The sequence below is a fragment of the Paenibacillus lautus NBRC 15380 genome (assembly GCF_004000945.1).
Classification (GTDB): Bacteria; Bacillota; Bacilli; order Paenibacillales; family Paenibacillaceae; genus Paenibacillus_AQ; species Paenibacillus_AQ lautus.
Map to the genome: position 1 here is coordinate 115,805 of NZ_BIMF01000002.1, position 26,635 is coordinate 142,439.

The 26,635-nt window shown below is 49.1% G+C and carries 20 protein-coding genes and 1 pseudogene; 1 reads left to right on the top strand and 20 read right to left on the bottom strand.

Annotation, left to right across the window (positions count from 1 at the left end; genetic code table 11):
- Nucleotides 1-70: 70 nt before the first annotated feature.
- From bahA to PLA01S_RS04025, 4 genes and pseudogenes are all read right to left on the bottom strand, one after another.
- Nucleotides 71-2,335 (bottom strand): bacitracin amidohydrolase BahA, encoded by a 2,265-nt coding sequence (gene bahA, locus PLA01S_RS04010; RefSeq protein ID WP_127590192.1) that lies wholly within the window; start codon nt 2,333-2,335, stop codon nt 71-73.
- A 96-nt stretch (nt 2,336-2,431) separates the two neighbouring features.
- Nucleotides 2,432-3,585: pseudogene (locus PLA01S_RS04015) on the bottom strand (HAMP domain-containing sensor histidine kinase).
- A complete protein-coding gene (locus PLA01S_RS04020; protein ID WP_127590193.1) occupies nt 3,582-4,295 on the bottom strand; it encodes a response regulator transcription factor in 714 nt (237 codons plus the stop codon). The pseudogene PLA01S_RS04015 and the gene PLA01S_RS04020 overlap by 4 nt, the downstream one beginning before the upstream one ends.
- A gap of 135 nt (nt 4,296-4,430) precedes the next feature.
- Entirely contained in the window at nt 4,431-5,003 is a 573-nt protein-coding gene (locus tag PLA01S_RS04025) for a TetR/AcrR family transcriptional regulator (RefSeq protein WP_127590194.1), read from the bottom strand.
- A 236-nt stretch (nt 5,004-5,239) separates the two neighbouring features.
- Here PLA01S_RS04025 and PLA01S_RS04030 point away from each other — a divergent pair, with 236 nt between their 5' ends.
- On the top strand, nt 5,240-6,184 hold the full coding sequence (locus tag PLA01S_RS04030; protein WP_127590195.1) for a ketopantoate reductase family protein: 945 nt from the start codon (nt 5,240-5,242) through the stop codon (nt 6,182-6,184).
- A 163-nt stretch (nt 6,185-6,347) separates the two neighbouring features.
- On the opposite strand, the gene cntE is transcribed toward PLA01S_RS04030, so the two are convergent.
- The 16 genes from cntE to PLA01S_RS04110 form a co-directional block, all read right to left on the bottom strand.
- Nucleotides 6,348-7,562 carry a staphylopine family metallophore export MFS transporter CntE gene (cntE, locus tag PLA01S_RS04035; RefSeq protein WP_127590196.1) on the bottom strand — a complete coding sequence of 405 codons (1,215 nt, stop codon included), beginning with the start codon at nt 7,560-7,562 and terminating at the stop codon, nt 6,348-6,350.
- Between the two features lie 30 nt (nt 7,563-7,592).
- A complete protein-coding gene (locus PLA01S_RS04040; protein WP_127590197.1) occupies nt 7,593-8,339 on the bottom strand; it encodes an ABC transporter ATP-binding protein in 747 nt (248 codons plus the stop codon).
- A gap of 1 nt (nt 8,340) precedes the next feature.
- Entirely contained in the window at nt 8,341-9,150 is an 810-nt protein-coding gene (gene cntD / locus PLA01S_RS04045; RefSeq protein ID WP_127590198.1) for a staphylopine uptake ABC transporter ATP-binding protein CntD, read from the bottom strand.
- A complete protein-coding gene (gene cntC / locus PLA01S_RS04050) occupies nt 9,131-10,018 on the bottom strand; it encodes a staphylopine uptake ABC transporter permease subunit CntC (protein WP_127590199.1) in 888 nt (295 codons plus the stop codon). Before cntC ends, cntD begins: the two co-directional genes overlap by 20 nt.
- Nucleotides 10,018-10,950, bottom strand: coding sequence for a nickel/cobalt ABC transporter permease (opp1B, locus tag PLA01S_RS04055; RefSeq protein ID WP_127590200.1), 933 nt, complete (start codon nt 10,948-10,950; stop codon nt 10,018-10,020). The genes cntC and opp1B overlap by 1 nt, the downstream gene beginning before the upstream one ends.
- Before the next feature lie 33 nt (nt 10,951-10,983).
- Nucleotides 10,984-12,588, bottom strand: coding sequence for a staphylopine-dependent metal ABC transporter substrate-binding lipoprotein (cntA, locus tag PLA01S_RS04060; protein ID WP_272868131.1), 1,605 nt, complete (start codon nt 12,586-12,588; stop codon nt 10,984-10,986).
- Nucleotides 12,589-12,625: 37 nt separating this feature from the next.
- On the bottom strand, nt 12,626-13,921 hold the full coding sequence (locus PLA01S_RS04065) for an opine metallophore biosynthesis dehydrogenase (RefSeq protein WP_127590201.1): 1,296 nt from the start codon (nt 13,919-13,921) through the stop codon (nt 12,626-12,628).
- Nucleotides 13,922-13,948: 27 nt separating this feature from the next.
- A complete protein-coding gene (locus PLA01S_RS04070; protein WP_127590202.1) occupies nt 13,949-14,746 on the bottom strand; it encodes a class I SAM-dependent methyltransferase in 798 nt (265 codons plus the stop codon).
- A complete protein-coding gene (locus PLA01S_RS04075; protein ID WP_127590203.1) occupies nt 14,727-15,608 on the bottom strand; it encodes a histidine racemase CntK family protein in 882 nt (293 codons plus the stop codon). The genes PLA01S_RS04070 and PLA01S_RS04075 overlap by 20 nt, the downstream gene beginning before the upstream one ends.
- A gap of 233 nt (nt 15,609-15,841) precedes the next feature.
- The gene (locus tag PLA01S_RS04080; RefSeq protein ID WP_127590204.1) at nt 15,842-16,498 is read right to left on the bottom strand and encodes an SGNH/GDSL hydrolase family protein; all 657 of its coding nucleotides are present in this window, start codon (nt 16,496-16,498) and stop codon (nt 15,842-15,844) included.
- Nucleotides 16,499-16,828: 330 nt separating this feature from the next.
- On the bottom strand, nt 16,829-17,698 hold the full coding sequence (locus PLA01S_RS04085; RefSeq protein ID WP_127590205.1) for a methyl-accepting chemotaxis protein: 870 nt from the start codon (nt 17,696-17,698) through the stop codon (nt 16,829-16,831).
- Nucleotides 17,699-17,716: 18 nt separating this feature from the next.
- Complete coding sequence (yfmT, locus tag PLA01S_RS04090; protein WP_127590206.1) at nt 17,717-19,171, bottom strand: benzaldehyde dehydrogenase; 1,455 nt, start codon at nt 19,169-19,171, stop codon at nt 17,717-17,719.
- 152 nt (nt 19,172-19,323) lie between these two features.
- Nucleotides 19,324-20,028 (bottom strand): iron-sulfur cluster repair di-iron protein, encoded by a 705-nt coding sequence (gene ric, locus PLA01S_RS04095; RefSeq protein ID WP_127590207.1) that lies wholly within the window; start codon nt 20,026-20,028, stop codon nt 19,324-19,326.
- A 291-nt stretch (nt 20,029-20,319) separates the two neighbouring features.
- Nucleotides 20,320-22,584, bottom strand: coding sequence for an Ig-like domain-containing protein (locus PLA01S_RS04100; protein WP_127590208.1), 2,265 nt, complete (start codon nt 22,582-22,584; stop codon nt 20,320-20,322).
- A gap of 83 nt (nt 22,585-22,667) precedes the next feature.
- Entirely contained in the window at nt 22,668-24,239 is a 1,572-nt protein-coding gene (locus tag PLA01S_RS04105; protein ID WP_127590209.1) for a glycoside hydrolase family 28 protein, read from the bottom strand.
- Between the two features lie 35 nt (nt 24,240-24,274).
- Entirely contained in the window at nt 24,275-26,578 is a 2,304-nt protein-coding gene (locus PLA01S_RS04110) for a glycoside hydrolase family 95 protein (protein ID WP_127590210.1), read from the bottom strand.
- Nucleotides 26,579-26,635 lie beyond the last annotated feature (57 nt).

Here is a 26,635-nt window from a genome sequence, read left to right on the forward strand (position 1 = left end):
CCTTCAGCGTATATTGTTCTTGTCGTCTGGCAGACATCAATGTCAACCTTTCGGACCAAACCATACAAGTTCATGATCGGATGCCCACATCACTAAGCAGTACGGTTCCGTGCTTCGTGAGGTTGAATTGGATAATGATCTTGCTCAACTGCTGCGGGTTGAAGTCCGGATTCATTTTGTGAAAATCGCTTAACGGGAAATCATAGCTTTGAAATACGGGTTCCGAGGTATTCCCGGTATTAGCGAATGGCCATTTCAACAATTTGCCCTCAATAAGGGGCGGCAACTTAGATATGTGGCTGAGCGGAAGACTTGCCTGATTGCCTTTCTTGTCTTCAACGGAAACCGTTGCGTTGATCAGTTCATTCGGGTCGCCGCTCGCGTCTTTTCCACGGGCGTCCGCCAACGAAAATACGACAGAGCTTTCCGTTCCCGTTACCAAGCCGCGTTCCGGCAGCGTGACCGTGAAGGATGCAGGTTCGGATTCTCCTCTCGTGTCCCAGCCTAAACGAACCGCGCTGTAATCGGCGAAGCCATGCTTGGTCCTTACCCTCTCCTCCTTCCATACCCGGAGATGTTCGCCCATCAGGCTGCCGCCAGGCATCGTCGTGCTCTGCAGATCGATGTCTTCTTGAAAATCGGCAATCATGGTTGTCCCCGAATCGTAAACATTGCCCACGTACAGGTTGTCGGGAATCCATTCCTTGGCGTAACCCAAATCCGTGAATATTTTCCGATATTGACGTTGGTCCTTAAGCGTTGCATCGAGAAAGGCAGATATGAACACCTTGGCAATCGTTTCCTGCTCCTCCCGCGGCATGATTTGACGAAGGTTAAAGAGACGATTCGAAAGGCCGACTCCATCCCCTCTGTTCCAGCCTCCGTTGAACTGGCCATGGTTGGCCCCATAAACGTAAATCATCGACTTCATGTAATCTTTGCCTTGGGTATACCGAATCCGATGATACTGTTTGGCAGCGTCCAAGCTGTTGACGTCCATATCATGGGCTCCATGCAAAGAGAGATAATTCACGTCCTGCAGCGGCAGCGGTTTGCCTTGAGGCTGATACTGCCCGTCCGTGCCCGCAATGGAAATGAGAGAGCGGATCGAGAAGTTATAGTCAAACTTGATATGGCCGTGATCCGGGTGATTGCCGAGCTTGTTGAAGGCAGCCGCAATCGCGATAGCTTCGCCTCCCCTGGAATGACCGATGAGGGCGATTCGTTCCATATCGACCTTTTGATAAAAGGGGCTGTCCGGAGCGCTGTTCCAACCCTTCCAGGTCTTCAAATGCTCCAGCAGCAGCAGACCTCTTGCCGGATTTTCGCGTTGGAGGGGGCTAATTAGAAAAAGGTCCTCGTATGGGGCGGCATTAAGGAAATTTTCATCCACGGAGACGAAAATATATCCTTTACTCGCGAGCAGTTTGCCGAGGTATTCGTAACCGGGATCGGAATAATCGTTCATTAAGTGGTTTCCATGCACAATCAGGACCAGCGGAAATGTGCCCTCCCCTTCGGGATACCACACTTTTCCGTTTAACGGCAGGGCATCCGGTCCGAAACCAAGCGACTTCGTTCGCCCTGAGGACCATTTCTCGACAAACTCGGTCGCATCCACCGTTTTGGTGGTCAAGGATCCGGTTTGGTTAAACTCTTTCCTGTAGCTTCCTCGGCTTCCGTATAACAAGCTTTTGACTTGATAGTCCCCTTCTGCCGCAGGGTTGTTCATCAGGGATTCTTCATACCTGCTTGAGGTTTTTAGCTGTTGTAAAGTGACGGCCGGAGCGTCTTCATCTCCCTCCCGAAACAGCCAGAAGCTGCACGTTCCAATCACGATGGCGATCAAGGACAAGCAGGCCATGGCGCCGATTCTCCTTGCTCTTGAGACTTGCCTGTAGCTTCCGGCTGCCATTTTATATAGCAATGCACCAAGTAATGAAAATACAAAGGCTAAACATGCAATGAAAACGGCTGATACTTTCGGCGGCACGAAGAAGCAGAATAATAGCAAGGTCAGTGAGCCTATCAACGTCCAAATATAACGGCTTGGCAGTTTCTTGACTCCATGCAGCAGCAACGCGGCCAAGCCGCTTATCATCGCAATCGCTAAGACAAACAAGAACGTGCCCGCGATATAATTCACGAAACCGTGCCCCGTCAATAAATAATCGGCCTGGATCAGGGTCAGAATGAATGCGATGCCTCCAAGTCCAAGCGACGCTCCCTTCCATCCGGGAGTTAAGGGCTGCAGACGTTTCCGGTTGGCAACGATTCTTTGTATAATGGCAAAACCCTTCTCGTTTTCTTTCTCTTTCTCTTTTTGTATTTCCACTCTTCCAGTCCTCCTGCACTCTATTTAGTAGATCGTTCTACATCTGAGGATACCGGATCACTCTTTCTGTGTACTTTCCCTATTCTTTCAGAAATCTTACATGCTGCTCGGCAGAAACAGAACGAATGTCGTTTGCCCAGTTTTTGTTGTAAGCCTGATCTTCCCTCCATGTTTTTCTACCACTTGTTTGGCAATGGCAAGACCTAGACCCGTACCCCCATCGCTTTTACGAGCTTGGTCTCCGCGGACAAAGGCATCGAAGACCTTTTCCTTCATGGCATCCGGAATTCGATACCATCGTCTGAAACGTGAATTTCGATTCCCTTTCCCCTCGTTGCCAATTTCAATCCAACGGTTGTGCCAGGCGGGTTGTATTGGATTGCATTGGACAGGATATTGGAAACCGCCCGGTATAACCAGGTCGCGTTGAAGGGGACGATGATTACACGATCGGGAATATCATACTGGAATAGAAACTTTTTTTCTTCGAAAACCTCGTAATACTCGGCTGCGATTTCCCTCATGAATTCCGTAAGGTCGGATGCCTCAACGGCAAAAGGATAGTCGGGACTATCCAGCTTGGACAGTTCGAAGATGCCGTCAATCAACTCCGACATCAGACTGGCTTTGTCGGAGATCATACGCAGGATTTGCCGCCTTCGCTCCTCCGAATCAACGAGCCCCACTTCCATCGCTTCGATATAACCCTGAATGGTGGTCATCGGTGTCTTCAGGTCATGGGAAATGTCGATCAGCATGCGCTGCTTGCTCTCCGCTAGCTCCCGATTTTCCTTCTCCATCCGTTCAAGCCGCTCCGCCATATCATTGAAATCGTCCTGAATTTGCGCGAGCTCATAACTCGCTTTAAAGTTCAATCTTTTGTGGTAATGTCCGCTGGTGATATTCCGTATGCCGTCAGCTATAGAGCTGAGCGGGGTCGTAAACCGGGAAGCTGTAAATCTTCCGAAGAAATATACGGTGATCGCAAACAAAGCGAGAAACAGAAGCAGGGTTTGAAGAGCCATTCTATAAAACACCAGCTCGTGCTGACCGCTGTCGACGTCAAGCACGGCGGTAGGAGTGCCAAGGGCGGTATCCTCTGCCTTGATCTGTCCGGATATATCCATAAAATAATTCAAGATTTGCGCATTTAATACATACAGAGAAACCGCAGCAATGAGTGCAATCGTAACAAAAAAATAAATGTATTGGCGAATCAGCGAACGCTGCAGGCGATTAGGAGATTTCATGGCTGCAACTCATCTTTCTTCGCAAATCGGTAACCGAGTCCGCGAATGGTCTTGATATAGACAGGCTTCCTCGGACAAGCTTCGATTTTATCGCGCAGCCTGCTGATTTGGACCATGACGGCGTTATCGTCAGCCAGATAATGCTCGTCCCAGGCTTGTTCAAAAATTTGCTTTTTCGTAAATACGCGCCCCGGTTCCCCCATAAACAATTTCAACAATTTGTACTCAATAGCGCTGAGTGAAATCGGTGTTCCCTTGATGTATAACATGCATTCGCGGTGATCCAGCATCAAGTCCCCAACGCAGGTTTCGGATAACGGCAGAGCTTCCGAAGGCTCGTTAAACTCATAGCAACGTCTTAACTGGGCCTGAATTCTCGCCATCACTTCAAGCGGACTGAACGGCTTGGACACATAATCGTCTGCCCCCAGCTTGAGCCCGGTTATTTTATCAAGTTCCTGATTTTTGGCCGAAATGAGAATGACCGGGATTTTATAATCCTGCCGCATCATGCGGAGCAGCTGGAATCCGTCGATGAACGGCATCATGATATCGAGGAGCGCGAGATCCACATGCTTGCTTTGTAGATGCTCTAGGGCTGCTTTCCCGTCGAAAGCCTCCAAAGTCCTATATCCTTCTGCCTCCAGATAAAGTTTAAGCATATCTATAATATCCGGATCATCATCGACAACAAGTATGGTTTTAGGCATAAAAAGCATCCTCCTTCAAGTAGTATATGGTTCTCCTTGGGAGGCTAATTTCCTTTTTTGCGTTGTTTCCGTAAGCATCGTTAAGCGCAAATAACCTCCTACCTGGATCGTCGGAGGTCATTCTATGATTAAATTTTATTGGCGTCCAATAAAACCAAACAAGAGAAGCTGGTTAAGTTCAGCCATCTTGTTTTTATAATTCCCGGATTTTGCCCAGGAAGCTTGAAGTGTCCCGACAACACTTAATAATTCCAAAAGGGTCTCCAGAGAAACAGAGGAATGAATCGCCCCTTCCTTCTTCCCCAGCTCAATAAATTCCTGAATAAGCTCCATTCTGATTTTATTGGTGTTTTCACTATATAAACTCGCCAGCACCTGATCCTCAACTGCACCCGGTGTACGCAGCAATTGATAGTCTTGGTCAGCACAGATCTCCAACACTTGGGATAGCTTGTCTTTAAACTCGATATTTTGTTTCAACACCTCCTTGGCCATATGGATGGTATTTTGCATCAGAACGTTTGCACATTCTTTGACCACCCCTTCTTTGCTGCCGAAGTAGTTATACAGCGATACGGACGATACGCCGGATTCTTCGGCAATATCCTTGATGCTGACATGGATGAAGCCTTTTTCTTTAAAAAGCTTTAATGCCGCATGAATGATCGCATCCTTCTTTTGCTGCGTTCTTATTTCGAATTTATTCATCCGTTTTCACTCACTTCCCGTTTTCGTCGCTACAAGTAGTTTACCATAAAAAGAGTGGTTTTTAAATTTCGAGGTCGATATTTAAAAACTTCTTGACAGTCCGATCGATGTCCATATAGAATCAAGCTGTAATTTTTAAATATCACGACGATTATTTAAAAACTATATTAATAACAAAAATAAGTGTTTGAGAACACGGTTTGATCAAATCGTATAACTCGAATGGAGGAACTACTATGAAAATATTGGTTTATGGCGCTGGGGTTCTTGGCAGTTATTTAGCCCACGAGCTGGTGCGTGGAGGTCACAACGTCTCGATACTGGCCAGAGGACAACGAGCGGATGAGTTGGAAAAGAGCGGCAATGTCATTCGGCATTATTTTCAGTTCCAAACAACGGTTCATAACGTAAGGGTGATCCGGGAACTACAGCCTGACGATGTTTATGATCTTATTTTTGTTGTGATGAAATATCCGGATTTCGAAGCGGTGCTGCCTGCACTTGCAGCGAACCATAGCAGCCACATCGTTATCATGGGCAACAATGCGAGTCCTGGGGAAATGGAGGAGTATTTGCAAACCCATAGCCCGGTAGCGAAAAAGGTTGCTTTCGCTTTTCAGACGATCGCTGGCTGGAGAGAGAATGGCCGGGTCATTAGCGTACGCGGACCAAGAACCAAAATCAATATCGGCGGTTTAGGTGAGGAGCTGTCTTGGCGTTCGGTGATCGATCAGGCTTTGGTTAACACCAAATATAAGTGGACCTACCAGAACAATATGAATGAGTGGCTGAAAAGTCATTTTGTCATGATCTTGGCATTGAATTCCATTGCTTCTACATATCACGGGGATTTGCGCAAAGCCGCAAAAGACAAGCAGCTGCTTAATCTTGTCATCCATGCTGTAGATGAGGGACATCAAGTGTTGGAGAAAAACGGGTTTACGGTTACGCCTGCCACTCAAAAGGAATTCGCCCGCAAAAAAAGAAAGCTGTTCTACATCCTGTTGAAGATGATGCTGTCGAACCCCATTGGCAGAATCCTGTTAAGTGATAAGGCGGTGTCAGCAAACGAGGTAACTGCTTTACAGCAAGCTTTTGATCAATTGAAAATTCGCGCGAACATGGCGACACCCCATTGGGATGAGCTCCAACATTATTCCGCGCCTGTTCAGAGATCATAGATGATGGCTTTATTGATCTATAAGCTTATCCAGATAAGAAATGATGTTCATAAAAAAATCTCTGCTCAACCAACGAGCAGAGATTTTATAAAACCTTCCGGCGGGCTTTGACTGAAGTTTCAATCACAGGCACCCACCGTCAGCCTTGAACATGCCTGAACAGCTAAGCATCCCCTTCACTCTCCCTGACATGGTTTTGGTTCGAAGCAGCCAAGCTTCCTCTTCGCTCGTACGCAACAACAACCATAACCATGCTTAATGCAGCGCAAATCATATACATGACGGAGTATGAATAATAATCGGCGATCGGTCCCATCACGACCCCGCCCATGGATACCCCAAGGTCAGCCATCGCAATAAACAGTCCGATCAACACATTGCGGTTAGATGGTGGCAGTACAAAGGACAAATAAGTAGTTAACGCCGGATATAGGAGCGCCTGCGCAATGCCCATAAGAATCGCGCCGGTGTATAGAAGAACCGCTCCCTGCTCTGAAGAAATGCTAATGCATACTGCGGCGAGGGTTAGCAGAAGCATGGTTCCCATGATAAAAAACGAATGCCATTTGCCATCCGACGGGATTCTTTTTCTTAGAAGAAACCGGGAAGCGACAACGACAGCAGCCTGAAGCATCAAATAAATGCCGGCACTGCCGCTGCTTAGCTGCGATCCGTATAATGGCATAAACGTTGTTACGGCTCCGAATACGATCGATGCGGATAGCATTAAGACACTGCATTTGAACAGAAACGGATTCTTTACGATTTGTCCGAAGGAGTGAAACATGCCTGAACGGTTTGCCGATTGCTCCGATGGAACCGTTTCTTTATCCATCTTGACGCTATATCCGAATACACCGGTACAAATGGCGATAGCTACGAAGATGACGGTGAATGAATCCATACCCCCGGTCTGCCAGAGGCCTAATGCAAGAACGGGACCGATGACGCCGGGAATATACGAAAACAAGGAATAAAACGAGATTCCTTGCGAACGTTCCTTTTCGGGCAGCGCATCGATGATGCCGATTTGGAGTGCCATCGAAAAAAAAGCCGTTGATATGCCTTGCAGTATTCGAGCAATCAGATATCCGCCTAACCCTGTACATGTGTACAGAATTAAGGCAGCGCCATTGACCAAAAGGATCAGGCGCAGCACCTTGACTGGACCATGCTTTTGAATCAAATGTCCGGCCCAGGGCCGAAAGAACATCGTCGTAAACATGTAAGCTCCCATGACGAGACCGATGGTAGAGCTGCTGGCTCCCCAAGCGGCTCCTTGCAGCGGGATTAATACATTGAGTAAGGCATTCGCACTGAAATAAAGCAGCGCCAGCATATATAAACGCAAAAATGGCCAAGACATTGCTCCACTCACTATTTCTCTCCTCCTGCTAGCGACTGATCCTTAAAACGTAATCAAATGCTCCATTAATTTTTTGGCATAATCCGACTGGACGTGCTTTAATTGCTCCATCCGAACCGTTTCCTCGACCCTGCCGCTTTTGAAAATCAGAACCCTGTCGCATAGATAAGCAGCAGCTTGTATATCATGCGTGATGAAGATGTAACTCATCTTATAAATGTCTTTAAGCTCCTTCAATAATCGAAGGACTTGTATCTGGACGGACACGTCCAAAGAGCTGATCGCCTCGTCGAGTACGATGCACTTGGGTTCTGTGGCAATTGCCCTGGCAATGCAGACTCGCTGGGCCTCACCACCGGACAGCTCATGAGCATATTTCGTTCTATAGGAAGCGTCCAACCCGACCTGATTCAGCAGCAGATCGATTTTGGCCCTATGGTCATTATTCAATGACCCCTGCGCCGTTAAAGGCTCCATGATCGCTTCTTCCACCGTAAAGAACGGGTTGATAGACGAAGTATAATCCTGAAATACGGCACTTATATTGCCAAATCGTACTTGGCGATTCATGACATGGTTCCCTTCAAATAAGACGTGTCCAAGGTCCGGTTTTTCTATTCCCAAGATCAGTCGTCCAAGGGTTGATTTTCCGCTTCCGCTTTCACCGATGATGCCGAGGCATTCCCCGCTTCCGCATTCAAAGCTTACATCCTCCAAAATGCGTTGCCTTTTCCCCGAAAACAAGCCGCCTACCCGGTAGGATTTATGGACGTTCTCGACTTTCAGCACGTTACGTTCCCCCGTTCATGATCTTATTGAAATGGCTGCTGAGCTCTAGGCGCGTAGAAACCAAGTATTGCGTATAAGCATGCCGGGGTTCCGTAAATACCGATTTAATACTCCCGCTTTCTACAATAACACCGCTTCTCATAACCAAGACTTCATCGGCGATTTTCTTCACGACACCCAAGTCATGCGAAACAAAGATCATGGAGCCTCCCATCCTTTCGCGAAGCTGGATGAATTGTTCCACGACCTCGTATTGCGAGATCGTATCCAGTGCGGTCGTCGGTTCGTCGGCGATTACGATATCGGGTTCCAGCACAAGCGTGAGCGCGATCATCAAACGCTGCAGCATGCCGCCTGATAGCTGGTGAGGATACTTATTCATGATCTCCATAGGATGGGGAAGCATAACGCTCTCCATGGCTTTTTTCATGTTGACTTCAGCCTCGCTCTTGCTCCAGCCGAAATGTGCCTTCAACGTCTCTTGGAAATGAATGCCGACGACGCTGGTGGGATCGAATGCTCCCATGCCGTTCTGCATGATCATGCCAATCTGCTTTCCCCTTCTTTTCCTCATGTCCCTTTCTGACAGCTGATTCAAATGTTCTCCCTTGAAGATAATCTCCCCGGATTGTCGAATCCAGGGTTTATGCAGCCTTATGATCGACCTGCATGTCAGGGATTTTCCGCTCCCGCTTTCCCCCACAATTGCCAGGCAGGTTCCCGCCTTCAATTGAAAGGAGCTGTCATGGATAATCTCTTTTCCCTCGTTCGCATCCCATACCCTCAGATGATTAACCTCTAGCATATTCATAAGTCGGTTTCTCCACCTCTGTTGTTCGCGGCTGTTTACCGGAGTTCATCCGTTTGGGATCAAGCGCGACTTGAAGCCCATCCGCCAGAAAATTAAAAGCCGATACGGCAATCACGATTGCCAAGCCGGGTGCTAACATGAGCTCGGGGCGTGAGAACATCACCTCTCTCGCTTCATTCAGCATCATGCCCCACTCGGCGTTGGGAGCCTTGATGCCCAGCCCTAAGAATGATAATCCGGAGATCTGCAGAATCATGGAACACATCGAACCGCTTGCAATGACGGCAATATCCGAAAATGTCACGGGAACGATATGCTTCAGAATGATCCTTCGATTGCTGATACCGGCTGCTTTTGAAAATTTCACGTAATCCATTTCCGCGTACTGCAGGACCGACGTTCGGATGACGCGGGCAAACCACGCCCATTTCATCGCGACAAAGGCAATCAGGATGTTCTCAAGGCCTGCGCCCAGAATGCCAACAACCGCAAGTGTCATGACATACCCGGGAAATGAAAGCATGATATCGCAAATTCGCATCAGGATTGCGTCTGTTTTTCCTCTGAAGTAACCTGCGATGAAACCAACGATCCCTCCAACTCCTACCGACGCCAACAAAGCTGCCAGAACCCATAAAATACTGGGACGGATGCCATAAATCAGCCGGGATAAGATGCATCTTCCCAGATGATCGTTACCGAACCAATGCGACCAGGAAGACCCGGCATAACGCAGCTTCATATCGACTTGATTCGGATCGTGCGGCGCAAATATAGGGGCGAACAGGCCGACGATTACGATGGCGGCAATGATGACCAGTGACAGGCTCGCCAGCTTGTCTCTGCTTAGACTTTTAAGTACGTTCATCAGATTTCCTTCCTTAGTTTCGGATTCAACGCAGCATTGATCATGTCCGACAAGGTGTTAAATAGTACAAAGGCTACCGCCAAAATAAGAACATACGCCTGGATGACCGGAAAGTCCCTGCTCAGAATGGATTTAACGCTCAGCCGCCCAAGTCCCGGCCATGCAAACACATTTTCGATAACGACGGTGCTGCCTAGAATAATGGGGATAGCCATGCAAAATATGGATACGGCAACTTGAAGCGAATTCCTCAGGATGCGCATGGTAATCTTCTTCTCGGGCAAACCGCAGGCTCTCCCGTATACAACATAGTCTTCATGTAAGTGGTTCAGCATCGAGCTTCTTACGTTTCTGAAGTAAATGCCGACATAACTCACCGATATGACCGTCACGGGAAGGATATAGCTTCGATACGAATCCATTCCGCTGGTCGGCAGCAAGTCCAATCGGACGGAAAAATACCAGATCATAATCGACGCAAGCCAGTAGGAAGGCATCGCTGTCAGAAAGAAGGAAACGCCCCTCACCGATCGATCCCATATTCTTCCCTCGTTTAATGCACAAGCAACCCCCAAGATAATGGACATGACGATAATAATAATAGACGAAACCAGGGTCAGCTTTAAGGTATTGAGAAATGCCGGGCTGATCAAAGACCAAACCGTCTGTCCCGTCACGTAGGATTCTCCAAAGTCCAATCGAAGGCAGGCCATTACCCAATCCGCATACTGTTTCAAGAATGGCTGATTCATCCCAAGCTCTTCACGCGTCTGGGCGATCAGCTCTTCCGTGATTTCCGGAACCTCCTGGGCGCGGAGCACCACTTCAGCAGGATCCATGGGGGACAGATTGATTAACAGAAAAGTCAAAAACGAAATAATGAGCAGAATCGGAACGGACAACAATAACCGTTTAACTACATAACTTCCCATAATGACTCCTTATCCAATATTGAGTTCGCCCACCTATTCAAAATGCATTAACTCAAAGGGCAGCTCAAACTGGGTTTGTTTGAATGTAATGCCTTTTAAATCCTTGGGTGCTAGAACCGTGACGCTTCCGCTTGAAATCGGGATAAACACCGCTTCATCGTGAACCATTGTCATGATGTCAGCGTATAACGACTTGCGGGTCTCCTCGTCCTTGGATACCATAACCTCCTGAATATGTTCATATAGATGATCCGCTTCCGCGATCCCTTTGGTTGTATGTAGATAAGAAGCCTCGGACGTGAAGGCAGAGATGGTGCTCTGCGGGTCATACGCCAATCCCCAGGTTTGATTAAACAACAGCTCATAATCCCCTGTGGATCTTCGATTCGCGATGGAACTCGACTCTTCGCCGATGATATCCAGCTTGATTCCGATCCCTTTTACCGCATTTTGGATGAATTCCGCCTGCGTTTTTTGCGAAGATGAATTACTGTCATAGTATAAGTTCATGGCCAGCTTCTTCCCGGCTTTGATCCTGGTCTCGCCATCGCTGCCCTTTCCCCATCCGGCCTGCTCCAGAAGTTGCTCAGCCCTTCCCGGGTCATATCCGCGTTCCTTCAATTGGACATCCGCATAGTTCACGTTGGACGAGAACAGTTGATTCGCTTCCGCCTCGCTCCCCTCGAATATGTCCTTGCTGATCGTTTCGCGATCGATCGCATGCCAGATCGCTTCACGCACGGCGGTTTCGCTTACCGGACTATCCGATTGGCTGCTGTTGGCCACAATCATTTTTGTATTCATGGCTTCGCTGCGAACCAGCTGGTATGCTCCGGATTCAACCAGGCGATTCATCGCTTGCACATCGATGCTGTCGGCCCCCCGATCATCAGTGAATACAAAATTCACCTCCCCTTTCTGCATAGCCAAAAATGTCGTCTCCCCTGCAGGCAGTACCTTGGCCGTAATTTTTTTGATTTTTGGCGGACCTCCCCAATACTCCTCGTTGGCGGTAAAGGTAGCGTACTCATCGATTTTATGTTCCGTAAACTGGTAAGGACCCGTACCATGGTGTCCGTTAACGCCATCCTTCGTTTCCCCTTGAATGAAATCCTTGGGTGAGAGGAATACATACGGCCGCGTCATGGACAGTTCGACCAGTGCAGGGTAATAAGCTTCGCTTAAAACCAATTGGACGGTGTGTGCATCCACTACCTTCACGCTCTTGATTTTGGTGGACAGCTTAATCCAGGCGTGTTTTTCGGCATTGTGCTGCACGGCGTCGAAATTCAGTTTGACAGCCTCGGCATTGAACGGTTCCCCGTCATGAAACTTCACGTCTTTCCTCAAATGAAAGGTATAGGTTTTCCCATCTTCCGAAATGTCCCAGGACTCCGCCAGCAAAGGCTTGACCCCTTCTTTTGTGTTCTCCACCAGCGATTCATATACCATACCCTGAGCCGGCATGGATCCGGTGTATAAATGAGGATTCATATCATGAATATCTTTTGCTGTTGCATAGATGAGTTCATTCTGGATTGCCGATTCGGCCTTACTTCCCTGATTTGTCTCCACGCACCCTGCCAGAAGCGCGATCGAGATCATAAACATCCATAGCTTGACACTTTTTCTGTTCACGGTTTTCCTCCTGCTACCCACTTGTTTATTGTTTCGTTCATCGGTTTGATAATTCCGTGCATATCAGCTCCAGATCATGCTTGAAGCTCTGAACCGTGAATGCATTGGATAACAACCGGTCCTTGTGAGCAAGTGATACATTTACGATTTTGTCTTCATACGTTTGTATGAACCGATCAATCGTCGGACAATCCACCTTTAAGAATCTGGCTATACCTTGTATGATCTTGATCCGATAATAATCCTCCTTGGGCATTCTCGGGATATCCAGGCAGCCTTCCTGATTGATAAACATACTCCTGATCGGAACTGCCGAAAAATCAAAGTACTTTCCATCTGGATCCGGCTGAGAAAAAGGATCAATTAACAATGAGGCGTAACGTATATACAATAAATACTCCTGATGAATCGTTTGTAATTGCTCAAAGCGATCGATATCCTGGCGCGATAAGCACTCTATTCTCACCGGATAGTTATCATCCGTCATGAACTTTAGCAAATTGATGCCCGTCATCCCTAATTGGTCTAAGATGTTCATCATCTCTTTCCACTGGGATAACATATTGCGGATCAGATCTTGCGTAATCGGGCCTTCAGGGAAAAGCTTGTAGACGTACTTGCGCGAACTCGACTCATCAAAAATGGCGTTTAATGAGAAGTCATTCATGAACAAAGCAGGATGAACATATAACGAAATATTTCTCGCCTCTGCTTCCAGCGGCGTCTTCATGACTTCCAGAGTTATATCCAATTGCTCATACAGACCGCAGAGACTGTCGACAAGACCGGAGCGCCCCCGTGTCGAGCCGATATAAACCTTTTTCTTGACCCCCGCGGTGATGACATGATTAGAAACTCGGCCACCCATCCACCTTGTGTCTCCATAATATGTAGAAAAACTAATGACTTCCGCATTCGGATTCAAGCTTCGAATATAACCGGATATTAAGCTGTTGGAACCGAAAGTCGGTGATATCAGTACGAAACATTTGACCTTACGTAGAACGTTATGGTGAATCTGTCGCATGACTTCCATATAAGCGTCGGTGGTCACCGCCAAAAATAAAGTGTCCCATTCACCTTCAATGGTTTCAAACCCCCGAAACACATCGTCAATGCGACACTCGCCTTCCATGGGACGATGCTTTTCATTTTGGATGCTTGCGAGAACCTTTTGATCATTTGCCGCAAGCGAGTCGAAGAACTCAGCAGACCGGACCGATTCACGTCCGGCGATCCCCAGGCGACAATAGAATTCCTTTTTAAGAGTTACTGCCAGCTGCAAGGCTGCAGGGCCTGTTCCCAACAACAGGACATGCTTCATCTCTCTCATTAGACACCTCACTTCGGTTACCGTTAGCTAAGCTATGATTTTTTTATATAAAGCAATGTCAAATATATCGTCTCGGCGTAGTAGGTTATCCACTAATTCCCATTTACGATCATCCGTCTCTTTCATGGGATAATTGAATAAAGACTTCAATCGGTTTCCATACCTCATGGCGACAACAACCTGTTCATTCGTCAATGGATATAACTGTTCCAACAACGCGTACTTATCAGCCACCGTCGAGCTAAAAATGATGTGGGTGATCTCTCTCAAATCATCAAGGAATTCAACCGATGTCTTTTCCAATCGGATCTTCAACCCCGGGCCCAATTTCTCTACAACCTTCTCACCAAGCTCAATTGCCTCAACATCAATGTCGATCCCGACTACTAGAGCTCCTGTACGCTTTGCGATCAATAGTGCCGTCATCGGGAAAGAGCCAGAGCCAACCAGCAATACTCTCGATTTCGAAGTGATCAGGAAACTTCCAAACTCTTTCTCGATGCATTCCTCGATATTTCTGAAATAATCGGTGATCTCCGTATCTCCCTTCTGCAATTTCAGCGCACGATATTTCTCCAGGATCGCGACGCAGCGCGCCGAATTTTTTCTTAGTCCATCGATCAGACCGCTAATTCGGCCGATCCCCTGTTGCTCCAGTTCATCCCATATTTTGATGTTCGTTTCATCTGTTATAAACGCCGAGTAGTGGTCAATTAGACGTTCCAGCTCGGTTCGGTGCCGATGAGAATAATCGAATCGGTCAGCGAAGTACTCAAACCTAGTTAAGTAATCACGTAAGGATTGCTCAAACGTTGCTAATTTCATGAATACCCTCTCCCACAGACAGGTTAAAATCCATATCAATAAAAGCTGTGCCTTGTGCTACGATTCCAACAGAACCTTCGATTTCCAGTTGGGTCAGTTGCTCCTGGTCATACAGTGCCTTTACAAGCATCGTCCCGCCGGGTTGATGGATATGAGCTTCGATATTGCGCCTATTCTTCCAGGCTAGGTAAGCGCCTATGGAAGCCGTACCGGAGCCACACCCTCTTTCCCACACCGCACTATTCAACTTCGGGACGTATATAAGCGTTGTTAGCTGACTTGAACTGGCGTTGTATAACAGAATCCCAAGCATGCTTGTTTCTAGAAATGATCCGATGCGCTTGGCCAAGCATAACATTTGGTTCTTCATATTTGCATCGATGTGTTCCACTTCAATCACGAAATGAATAAAGTCGCTATACCGGACGGCAACCGCGTTAGCAGGGGCTCCCCCTTCCTGAAGAACCGTTTGATCCATTTTCACCGGGAGAGGCATGTTGACCCGGCAGCGATAATCCTCCCTGTTTTTTGTTATGCGGCATGCCACTAATTGCTCGGCTCCTGAAACCTCTAATCGAAATACGGTTGTTTCATGACGCTCCATCTCCTGCAGCTCAGCCAGGTATGCCGCCAAGGCCATGCAGGCGTTACCGCAAAATTCACCTCCCGCCATTTGCAGTAACGCGTCAGCTTCCTGGTTCATGGATGGCTCAATGAAACCAACTTGTTCAGCATAAACGTTGTCATATGACATAATTTTAGAAGCAATGCGTATATGTTCATCGGACGGAAGCATGGTGTTAATTAGAATCGTCATATTTTGCGTCGGATTACATTTCACAAAATTGATCTTCTGCTTCATCAAAACTCCCTCTAATCCAAATTATTTTGAGTTGGCTGGCTTGACCAGAACTTTAATCGTAATTTTTACGATTTAGACTGAAATGAATATAGCATGGCATTTTGAAATAGTCAACATTTATCTCCATGTTTTTAAATAACAAAAAAACCACTGGATTCCGTTTCGAATCAGCGGTTTAATTGTAAATCCTCATCTGAAAACGCATGAGCTAAGCATGATCGTGTGTACCTGCATCATCGTATAGCCAATGGGCTATTCTGAACGACCCTCAGCCATTCACGTGATATCAATCGATGCCCGGCTGTCGTGGGATGAATGCCATCCCATATCCAATATTCGGCGCCTGCTCGTTTTGCCGCATGATCAAACGCTTCTTGCAGAGGGACAAACAGCGTTTCAAATTCTTGAGCCAATTGCCGGACAATTAGGCTATATTCCTCCAACCGTTGACGCCATTTGTCCCAATTTTGCACAGTGGCGCCCGTTTTCAGCACGAATGGCTCACATAAAACCAGGCCCGTCTGTGGAAGCACTTCTTTCGTTTCCTCCAGTATGTTCCGATATGCTTTTTCGAACCTATCGGTAGCACCGCTTGGCGAGCCTTCGATGATCCGACCTGCGTCGTTAACTCCAACCAACATACTGATCAGGTCAGGTCGCAGACTAATCGCATCTTCATTCCAACGCGCGTACAAATCCGAGACACGATTGCCGCTGATCCCTCTATTTATGAACTGAGGTCGGTATTCCGCTAGTTCAAATCCCAGCTCTGCGGCTATCAGATACACATAGCCATGGCCATGGATATGGTTAAGGTCGTTGTCGCGCCCCCAATTCCCATCCGTTATGGAGTCACCTTGAAACAATACGGTTTTGCTTGTCTTTGTCATCCTCTTCACTACACCTTTCTTCAAATAGCTTCCTAGGATCCATACGGAGCATTGCTTCGCCACATGTTTCCGCTTTCAAAACCACCCCTTACCTGATGATAAACCAAGCACCGAAGCGAAAACACCCTCTCGATTGGCTTGAAAATCATATCAACATTAGATAATGAACCGGATCATCATAGATTTGCGTGAATTGCTCATGTCCTTTGGTCAAAAAGAAGATATCGTGTACCAAACAAAAAGCAGAAATACATCATCGATGTATTTCTGCTTTTCTGCTTTATTGGCGCCTGTATATAAAGTTAAAGAATAAGAGGAGATTCTGATTTTCTATTGCTTGTTTTCTTTGGCATACAGGCTTTCTTCAGCAACCTGCGCTAGCTCCTCTGCTTTGATACTAATCTCATGGATCGTTGCCGAGAATTCCTGAATCGCCCTTGACTGGGTATCGGTTAGGGTATGGATATCGGAAAAAGCATGATTTAACCGCTGCAAAAATTCCTGAATATTCTTTGTAATGCCATTTATCTGATCCACGTTCTCTTTGGAGCTTGTCGCCAGCTTCCGAATCTCATCGGCAACGACCGAGAAACCCCTTCCTACTTCCCCAGCTCTTGCCGCTTCGATCGAAGCATTAAGACCTAACATATTGCTCTGATCCGAAATCTCCTTAACAACGCTGGAAATCTTTCCAATCTGCTGCGCGCTGGAGCTGACATCCGTCATTTGGTTCGTTACGTCAGTTACACGTTCGGTCAGGTGAGCAATCGATTGGCTGATATCTTCAATGGACGCGGTGGTCTGTTCGACAATTGCGGAAAAACTCTCGGCCATCTCAAACAGCGCATTCGCTTTTTCAAGACTTGTCCCCATGCCTACACCGCCGATAACCCTGCCCTGTTCGTCATGCAGCGGAATCGCGCGTGCAGCTAGCGGAAATCCAAACAGCTCTTTCGGAACGACAGCCGATAAAGCTTTATTATTGCGGATGGCATCGGTTACGATATCCCCCTCCACTAGCGGGTCCCCAGGCTTGACATTCAGCGAAAAGGTTCTTCCCGGAATGTTGATGATAAGCTTCTCCGTATCATAAATGCCAATCGTGATGTCATCATTCGTAAGACTTTTCAGCAATGGAGCTACCTTTACAAAAGCACGGATCAGCTCATGCTGTGTTTGCTCTTCAGTCACATTATTCATGCCTATCTCCCCCAACCCTTAATACGGGAATTTCCTTTGTCCGTAATGAACCGATATCCATTTCATGGTCGTAAATTCATCCAGGCTCCATTGCCCATTCAGACGACCCAACCCCGACTGCTTCTCTCCGCCAAATGCTACAATCGGCTCGTCGTTAATCGTGACATCATTGACATGGATCATGCCTGTATGGACCTTCTTCGCCATTTCAACACCACGTTCAAGATTGGAGGTGTGAATAGCCCCGCTGAGCCCAAAACGTGTGTCGTTGGCGATTGCGATTCCTTCCTCTTCCGTTTCGAACGGGATAATACACACAACCGGGCCGAACAACTCCTCTTGTGCTACCTCCATATCCGGTTTGACATTGACGAGTACGGTAGGCTCCACCATTCTGCCGGTGATATTACCTCGCACCAGTGCAACTGCACCTTGCTCGATGCCCTTCTCAATCAGCTTTTCCAGTGTTTCTGCCTGCCGATGGTTGATGACGGGCCCGATAATGGTCTGCGGATCGCTCGGATCACCTGTTGTCAAGGTAGAAACCTTCTCTTTGTATTGATCTACAAACTCCTGATAGATCGATTTCTGTACAAGAATCCGATTGGCAGACATACAGATCTGGCCTTGATGCGTAAATCTGCTGAACGTTGCCGCTTGTACCGCGTAATCGATATCAGCATCTTCCAGGATAATGAACGCGCTGTTCCCGCCGAGCTCCAGCAGCGGCTTTTTAAAGTGCTTGACGGCCAGCTGGCCAATATGGCTTCCGACCTTGGTCGAACCCGTGAAAGAAATGATTCTTGGAATCGGATGCTCAACGAATGCATCGCCAATCTCCTTAATCTCTGTCACCACAACATTCAACAAGCCCTTCGGTACACCCGCTTCTTCGAAAATCTTGCCGATCAGGGTTCCTCCCGTAATCGGCGAATCCTCATGCGGCTTCAGCACGACGCCGTTACCGGCACCCAATGCAGGGGCGACGGACTTCATGGACAAGAAGAAAGGGAAGTTAAACGGACTGATAACCCCAACCACGCCAGCCGGGATCCGATACAGGCGGTTCTCCTTGCCATCCTCGGTTGAAGGTAAAATCTTTCCCTCCATTCTAAGGGGGAACGTAGCCGCTTCCTTAATCATATTTTTCACAAGACCGATCTCGAATGCAGCCTTCAGACGCGTTCCGCCCAGCTCCTGAACAATAATAGACGTAATGTCTTCCTCATGCGATTCAATATATTTAACAGCATTTTCAAGGATGTCGCGTTTATGGTAAGGATTAACCTTGTCCCATTCCAGCTTAGCTTTATAGGCAGCTTGATATGCATCATCTATGTCTGTAACGCTCGCGATTTGAAATGCGGTAATGACCTCATCATTATATGGATTGATGTCCGGTAGCGTTTTACCACTCTTGCCGTCTCGCCATTGCCCGCCTATGAATTGCTTTCCTAATTTCGAGTAATCCATATGAACCCTCCTGTGTCGAATAATTCCAACTGATCTATATAATTATCGACTAAATACAGGTAATTGTTAAGTGAATTTTCTTTGACCTCTCCTCCCTATCAGAGCATGGCAATGAAATACCCCTTCCTCACCTAGTGAAGAAGGGGTATTAATCATAGATATACCGCTTGGCGCAACCGCTCAAACAATATGTTGTTTTCCAGATGGATATGCTCGAAGGTATCCTTTTCCAGCATGGCTAACCGTTGAAAGACCAGCCGATACGTACCGCAGGCATCAGCCGGAAGCTCGAAATCGGATGTTACGTCCCGCAGCTCCTGCAGCAAGCTGCCGGCATGAGCATGTTCATGTTCCAGTTCGGACACATGCGGCTTAAGCTCTGCTGCCGCTTGGTGGCTGGGGTCTGCTACAAACTTCAAAATGAGCGGGAATACAAACTCGTCCTCGTCCTTCGTATGCTCCAACAGCTCCTTTTTCAATTCCGAGAAGAGCTCCTGCACCCGAAGAAGCTCGGGGTGATGCTCTCCATGCACACGGGCCAATTTCGTGACATATGGCGTTAATGCCGGTAATTCATCACGCAGGAAGGCATGATGTTTTTGTTGGATGTGATCAATCAGTTCGGATTCCTTCAGTGAAGCAGGACGGCTTTCCTGGTAATTGGCAAACTTGCTCTCCACGGACCGAACTTCCTCCAGAACGGCGGCTGGATCCAAAGAACGCTGCTTGGCCGCCTCTTCCAAAGGCACCTGGCCACCGCAACAGAAATCGATGCGGAGGGATCGAAATAAATCCGCGGTTTGCGGGATGGATGTTACAATATCGGATACTTGGCTCTGAAGCGTGAATGAACTCATATTCAAACCTCCCTAAACTAAATACGTGTTTGTGAACTTTTTCACTCTTACAACTCAAGTATATGAAACTCCCATCCCCGCATATGTGATTGCAGTCATACTGAAATGTAACACTATGTGAACGATAGTATCGAAAGGACTACGGGAGCCAGGACAACAACAAACAGGGATGAAATCATCCCTGTTTTGAAGAACCGTAAATTAGGCACCCTTAAAGCTTCGGCATGCCGCGGCAGGATGTCCGACGCCATGACCGACAGATCCTTGCCGTGCTATGCCCGAACTTCGTTCTCAAAGCTGCCCGGGTTCCCCTTCTTCGGCTTTTTCGTCATCGTTCACATCATACACGGTTTTCGGACCTTTACCAGATTTCGCTGATACATTCACATTGGAAAATGTGGATGTATTGTAATTCCATGTTTCATTGTTAACTTTAGCCGCATCCGCCACAAGCCCGACATAAACTTGCTTTGGCAAAACGACTTGGATGTTTCCAACCGCTGTCCAACTGATTCCATCTTGAGAAATCAGCGATGTGAATTGGTTATCCTTGCGGACAAGCTTGATCCAGTAAGGCAGCTGAAATTCCTGCTCCGGCTGAATCCTCGCAACCTCTCCACCCTCCTCAGCGCGACTAAGGGTCACGCCTCTTTTTCCCGTGCGAATATAAGGGACGACAAGGGAAACGAAGGGAGCAGCCTCGTTCAGGCTCTCGCGGAACATGATGCCGGCTTCCGCTTCCTCATTCGTGGGGGTCATGCTTTCAATCCGGGCAACAATTTCAGCATCTCCCTTTACCTTCTGATATGCAAAATGAAAGACGTCCTTTGTGCCGCCGATATCTCCTGCGGACTTGACGGTCACTTCGCCAGGCACGTCGCCGAGCTGTGTATGTCCCGGAATACCCGAACTGCCGACATCGACCGACTTCCAAGGCTTGATGCTCCCTTCGGTGTTTGCATGAACGACCACGCTCGTCGAGAACGCCATCGTACCCGTATCGTCGATCGCTTTCGTGGCCCAATAATGAGTACCGTCCGCAGCGTCCGTCCATTCATAGCGGAACGGCATGCTGTCGTCCTCTCCAACCTTCTCCCCGTTCCGGTAAAACTCGACCTTCGATACGCTTCCGTCTTCATCTGAAACGGAAGCTTCAATCGTCACGTTCGATCCGGCTTTGACCACCGTGTTGTTCGCCGGGGCGGTAATGACTGCAAAGGGATTGGCTGATCCGTTGCCTGTAATGGAATTCAGATACAGCTCCAGATTCGTAAATCCTTCATTATTGGTCAAATTGCGGTCGCTCGGATCTATCGGGTTCAGCCCGTGGGCGATCTCCCAATCATTCGGCATTCCATCATGGTCGTCATCTTCTCTTGTGGAAACAACTGGCTCCACGAGCGGATATCCGCCTACCTCATTCTGGGAGTTAATATGCATGCCGGTTCGGTTGATCACATCCTGGATGATTCTGGCGTCAACGGCATCTCGTTTCGGCAGGGTGGCTCCGACGCTTTGCATGACCGCTGCATAAGCCTCCTCGGCGGATTCGGTCGGCAATGGATTGGCAAAGGAAGCGGGAGTTTCCAGCTTCACGTAATTCGGATATAGATGAACGCCGGACCAGTTATCCTGCGTATATTCCGGATACCCGTCCATGACGTTGCCATCGATATAGTAGCTTCCGGTGCTCTCCGCATTCATAAACCGAACGACTTCCGTTTCCGGGCCGGGCTTGTAATAATTGTTGATGATATTGGTAACCGCGCCTTTGCCTCCGTACGAAGCAAAGAAACCCCAGTTGTATACAACGTTATTGCGGAAATCATGAGAATTGCCGGCCGTGCTGTCAAACGCTGGGTTACGGCTGGAATTGTGAGCGATCAAGTTATGATGGAAGCTGGTGTTCTTTCCGCCCCATATCCCGCCGTAGCCGTGTCTGCCTTTGACGTGTCTGCTAATATGCATGGCGTCTGCAATGATCGACCACTGCACGGTGACATTTTCGTTGCCGTAAGGGCTGAACACTTCGTCGACGGACCAGGTGAACGAGGAGTGGTCAATGATAATGTCTTTCTTGTACCGTCCCCCAAAAGAGTCTGCTTCCGTTTCATTCATATCGCCCAGCCGGAATCGCATGTAACGGATGATCAGGTTGTTTCCATCAAAAGACGTTGGATACCCGATGACCGTAATCCCATCGCCCGGTGCCGTTTGACCTGCAAGTGTCAGGTTGTCTCCGAGAATCTTAAGCGGAGATTTCAGCTGGATCACGCCGCCGACTTTAAATACGACGGTCCGGTTTCCGGCGCTGACCGCGTCACGAAGCGAGCCCGGACCGGAATCGGCCAGCGTCGTTACCTCATACACGTCGCCGCCCCGGCCGCCGGTCGTAAACTTCCCACCGCCTTCGGCCCCTGGGAATGCAGGCGTTTGCAGGGAAGTTGCCGGGACTACGGATTCAGGACTCTCCTCGGCATAAGCGGCTCCTCCGGAACAACCGGTAAACAGCATCGTGAGGACAAGCATTTGCTTCAACCGTTTTCCTGCTTTCAATTGCGTACCTCCTTATCATTTTGAGATGCTTACAACGGATATAATTCGATCACCCCCTTTCTAAGCCTTAATGAATCCGAAAGCTACTTGATCACGACCTCCCCGGGTTCCACTTCAGAAGAAATCATAATCTGCTTAGTCTTATCGGCATGCAGCCCCGAACATTCGATTTGCCGGGACCGTTCCCCGGTCACCGCCAACAAGCGGTCATCCTGCGTGCCTCCTGTTCCACTGACATTCGCCACCTGAACGTTCCGGCTTTGGTGAAGGAGAAGCAGCGCATTCTCCTGAATGTGAAGGACCATGTCCTGAAGGCTCAGGTTTTGCCCATTTCGGCAAACAATGCCTTCCCGACTTGTGATGGCGAACCGCTTCACTGTCAGGTTCTCCACCGGCATTTCCGGCAGGCCGTTGATGAGCAGCGCAGTCTGCGCGCCGCTGCAGACGATATCCTGAATGACCATATTCCGGAATACGGGGGTTTCCTCGGTAACGGGGAGCATTGCTTCATCTTGGTACTCGCCGGAGCCGGCTTTCCCTTCGTAATATAAATTGAAGGAGATCGCATCCCCGTCGATATCCCGCATCCGGATCCGTTCAATCAAGATGTTCTCGACTACGCCGCCGCGCCCGCGGCAGCTTTTAAACCGAATGCCGATATCGGTGCCGATAAAAGTGCAATCGGATACGTACACATCCTTGATACCTCCGGACATTTCACTGCCGACCACGATGCCGCCGTGGCCGTGATAAACGGTGCAGTTCCGGATGCTGATCCGCTCGCTCGGCTTTGCCAGCAGACGCCCGGCTTCATTTTTGCCGGACTTCAAACAGATCGCGTCGTCTCCTACATCAAACGAGCTGTTTTCTACGGTTACGTCTTTGCACGAATCGATGTCCAGACCGTCCCCGTTCTGGGCATACCACGGATTGCGGACGATAATGTTTTGAATGGTGATCTGCTCCGATGCCCAAGGATGCAGGCACCAGGCTGCGGAATTTTGAAAGGTGGGACCGCTGAGCAGGATCCGCTTGCAGTTTCTCAAGCTCAGCAGATTGGGTCTCAGGTAGTCTCGGACAGGCTCATAATCATGAGGGTTCTGGCTGCCTGTCTGTTCGATCCGTGCCAAGCTCTCTTGCCCGTCCCGAGCAGCCGGCGTAGGCCACCACAGTCCCTCGTCATCCACGACGCCGCCGGATCGAATTAAGCGATCCCACTGGCTTTTCGTTAGCTTCCCTTGCTTAACGGGCCTCCAGGCTTCACCGCTTCCGTCAAAAATACCGCTGCCGGTGATCGCGATATCCTCCAGCCCTTCGCCATCGAGCGGAGACTGGCAGCGAAACATCTGCCGGCCCTCATACGTGGACATCCGGATCGGATAAGCCTCGAATTGCTTGCTGAACACAACGAGCGCACCAGCAGAGGCGTGAAGCTCAATCCGGCTATGCAAGGTTAACGGACCGGTGTGCCAGATCCCGGGAGGGATGACCACCTTCCCCCCTCCTGCCTTTGCGCAAGCTTCAATTGCTAGATGAAATGCTTGGGTGTTGTCATAAACGCCGTCTCCAACGGCGCCATAGTCTGTGATCGTTACCGTATGCTCCGGGATCACGGGCAAGTCAGGGCATATCGCTTCTTCTGTTTGTTTGATCATGTGTACCTCCGTTATTGTAAGATTGCAAATTCGATTTATATCGGCTGGACGAAATACCTTGCGCCTGTTTCGGTCGCTATTTCGATGACATGGCCATGACGTTCCATTGGCACCTCCCTTCCATCCGAGGTCATGACCCGTACGGATGGCTCCGCATAGAGACGAAGCTTCTTCCCGCTTTCCGAAGTGATGACTGCTTCCGTAAGACTACCGTTCCTCCAAGCGATATCGACCTCGAAGCCTCCTCTAGCTCGAAGTCCTCGTACACGCCCTTTTGGCCACGCATCTGGCAGCGCCGGAAGAAGGCGAATATGATCCAGGTGACTTTGGACCAGCATTTCTGCAATTCCCGCGGCAGCTCCAAAGTTGCCGTCGATTTGGAACGGCGGGTGATTATCGAACAAATTTGGGAGCGTCGATTGCCTCAGCAATTCCTTAAGATGAACATAGGACTGTTCTCCGTCCAACAACCGCGCCCAAAAGTTAATAATCCAGGCCCGACTCCACCCGGTATGTCCCCCGCCATGAGCCAGTCGCCTTCGAAGCGTAACCCGGGCGGCTTCTGCCAAATCCGGCGTCGAATCCGGACTGATGGTCGTTCCGGGATGAAGACCGAACAGGTGGGAGATGTGCCGGTGCCCGGGGTCGGCCTCTTCGTAATCCTCCAGCCATTCCTGCAGCTGCCCGTACTTTCCTACCTTCATTTCCGGCAGACAATCCTTGATGGCCGCCCATTCCTGGCGTGCGCTCTCATCGGTTTCCAGCTCCAGGCTGGCCTCGATGCAGGCATTGAACAGCTCCGTCAGAATCTGTGTGTCCATGGACGGTCCGTAACAGAGCGTTCCGGATTCGCCATTCGGCAGCTGATAACGGTTCTCCGGCGAAACGGATGGATTCGTCACGAGGTATCCTTCAGGGCTTTCTACCAGAAAGTCGGTAAAGAAGAGTACCGATTCCTTCATCGTCTCATAAGCTCTTTTCAAGGAAACCGGGTTCGGATTGAATTTGTAATGCTCCCAAAGATGAAGCGTCAGCCATGCGGCGCCCATCACCCATTGGGTGGCAGGCGGATAGATGTCCTGTGGCGCGGTGTCGGCCCAAATATCGGTGTTATGGTGGGCGACGAATCCGCGGCAGCCGTACATTTTCCGTGCCGTGACGCGTCCGGTACCCCTCATGCGTTCAATTAAATCAAACAGCGGTTCATGGCATTCGGGCAGATTGCAGCTTTCTGCCGGCCAGTAATTCATCTGGGTGTTGATATTGATCGTAAATTTGCTGTCCCAGGGCGGAGCCATGGAATCATTCCAGATCCCCTGGAGATTGGCCGGGAGCGACCCGGGGCGGCTGCAGGCGATAAGCAGATATCGGCCAAAGTGAAAATACAGGGTATACAACCCGGCATCCTCCCCCCCCGCCTGGACACGTTCAAGTCGGTGTGCCGTCGTCCGCAAATGGTTCTTCCGATCCGCAGGAGCTCCCAGTTCCAGCTTTACCCGCTCGAACAACCGCCGGTAATCCGCAATATGACGGTTCTTCAAAGCGGCGTAGCCCTGCTTCGCTGCATGTTCCAGCAGCTCATAACAGCGCAACTTCGGATCGTCCGCGCGAAATGTGCTGGCTGCGGCAATGATGAAAACGACTTCGTCGGCATGATCCACCAGGATATGCTCACCGATGACACGCACCGTTCCGCCGACAGCAATTGCTTTTGCAGCGGCAGTATAGGTAAGCCCATCCTTTCCCCCGCAATCATTTGTCATCACCACCGTGTCCGTGCCATGCCGATGGGCAGCATCCATGTGCTTTCCTTTCTGCCGCTCAAATCGCGATGTCAATGTCAGAGCACCCGGTCGATCGGCTTCCAGCCGGATGACCATCACCTCGTCCGGATAGCTGCAAAACACCTCCCGGGTAAAGGTAACGCCTCCGTACCGATATCTCGTTACGGCAACCGCCTTCTCAAGATCAAGCTCCCTGCGATAATGGGACAACTCACCTTGCGGATGATCGATTTGGATGCAGAAATCGCCTGCCGTCAAATATGGCCTCTGACTGCGCGGCGTCCCGGAAAAAGCCGTCTCCGACAGCCGGTGAGCTTCCTTCAGCCGCCCTTCGAACAGCAGCTTGCGGATAAGCGGAAGATGCCGAAGCGCATCCGGATTGTTGCGGTCTCTCGGCCCTCCGTGCCATACCGAGTCCTCATTAAACTGGATTTTTTCCTGTTCGACGGATCCAAACACCATGCCGCCAAGTCTTCCGTTCCCAATCGGTAAAGCCTCGTTCCAGTTCTGGGCCGGCTGGTCAAACCATATCAAGGTTTCTGAAATTAATGGCATTCTGTCCTCCGATCTTCTTCGTGCTGGTTATCACTTCGATACCAGTATATGGCCATG

Excerpts from the sequence above, each read along its gene's own strand:
- PLA01S_RS04020 (WP_127590193.1), bottom strand. The coding sequence starts at position 4,295 with ATGCCTAAAACCATACTTGTTGTCGATGATGATCCGGATATTATAGAT.
- PLA01S_RS04025 (WP_127590194.1), bottom strand. The coding sequence starts at position 5,003 with ATGAATAAATTCGAAATAAGAACGCAGCAAAAGAAGGATGCGATCATT.
- PLA01S_RS04030 (WP_127590195.1), top strand. The coding sequence starts at position 5,240 with ATGAAAATATTGGTTTATGGCGCTGGGGTTCTTGGCAGTTATTTAGCC.
- cntD (WP_127590198.1), bottom strand. The coding sequence starts at position 9,150 with ATGAATATGCTAGAGGTTAATCATCTGAGGGTATGGGATGCGAACGAG.
- cntC (WP_127590199.1), bottom strand. The coding sequence starts at position 10,018 with ATGAACGTACTTAAAAGTCTAAGCAGAGACAAGCTGGCGAGCCTGTCA.
- opp1B (WP_127590200.1), bottom strand. The coding sequence starts at position 10,950 with ATGGGAAGTTATGTAGTTAAACGGTTATTGTTGTCCGTTCCGATTCTG.
- PLA01S_RS04065 (WP_127590201.1), bottom strand. The coding sequence starts at position 13,921 with ATGAGAGAGATGAAGCATGTCCTGTTGTTGGGAACAGGCCCTGCAGCC.
- PLA01S_RS04070 (WP_127590202.1), bottom strand. The coding sequence starts at position 14,746 with ATGAAATTAGCAACGTTTGAGCAATCCTTACGTGATTACTTAACTAGG.
- PLA01S_RS04075 (WP_127590203.1), bottom strand. The coding sequence starts at position 15,608 with ATGAAGCAGAAGATCAATTTTGTGAAATGTAATCCGACGCAAAATATG.
- PLA01S_RS04080 (WP_127590204.1), bottom strand. The coding sequence starts at position 16,498 with ATGACAAAGACAAGCAAAACCGTATTGTTTCAAGGTGACTCCATAACG.
- PLA01S_RS04085 (WP_127590205.1), bottom strand. The coding sequence starts at position 17,698 with ATGAATAATGTGACTGAAGAGCAAACACAGCATGAGCTGATCCGTGCT.
- yfmT (WP_127590206.1), bottom strand. The coding sequence starts at position 19,171 with ATGGATTACTCGAAATTAGGAAAGCAATTCATAGGCGGGCAATGGCGA.
- ric (WP_127590207.1), bottom strand. The coding sequence starts at position 20,028 with ATGAGTTCATTCACGCTTCAGAGCCAAGTATCCGATATTGTAACATCC.
- PLA01S_RS04105 (WP_127590209.1), bottom strand. The coding sequence starts at position 24,239 with ATGATCAAACAAACAGAAGAAGCGATATGCCCTGACTTGCCCGTGATC.
- PLA01S_RS04110 (WP_127590210.1), bottom strand. The coding sequence starts at position 26,578 with ATGCCATTAATTTCAGAAACCTTGATATGGTTTGACCAGCCGGCCCAG.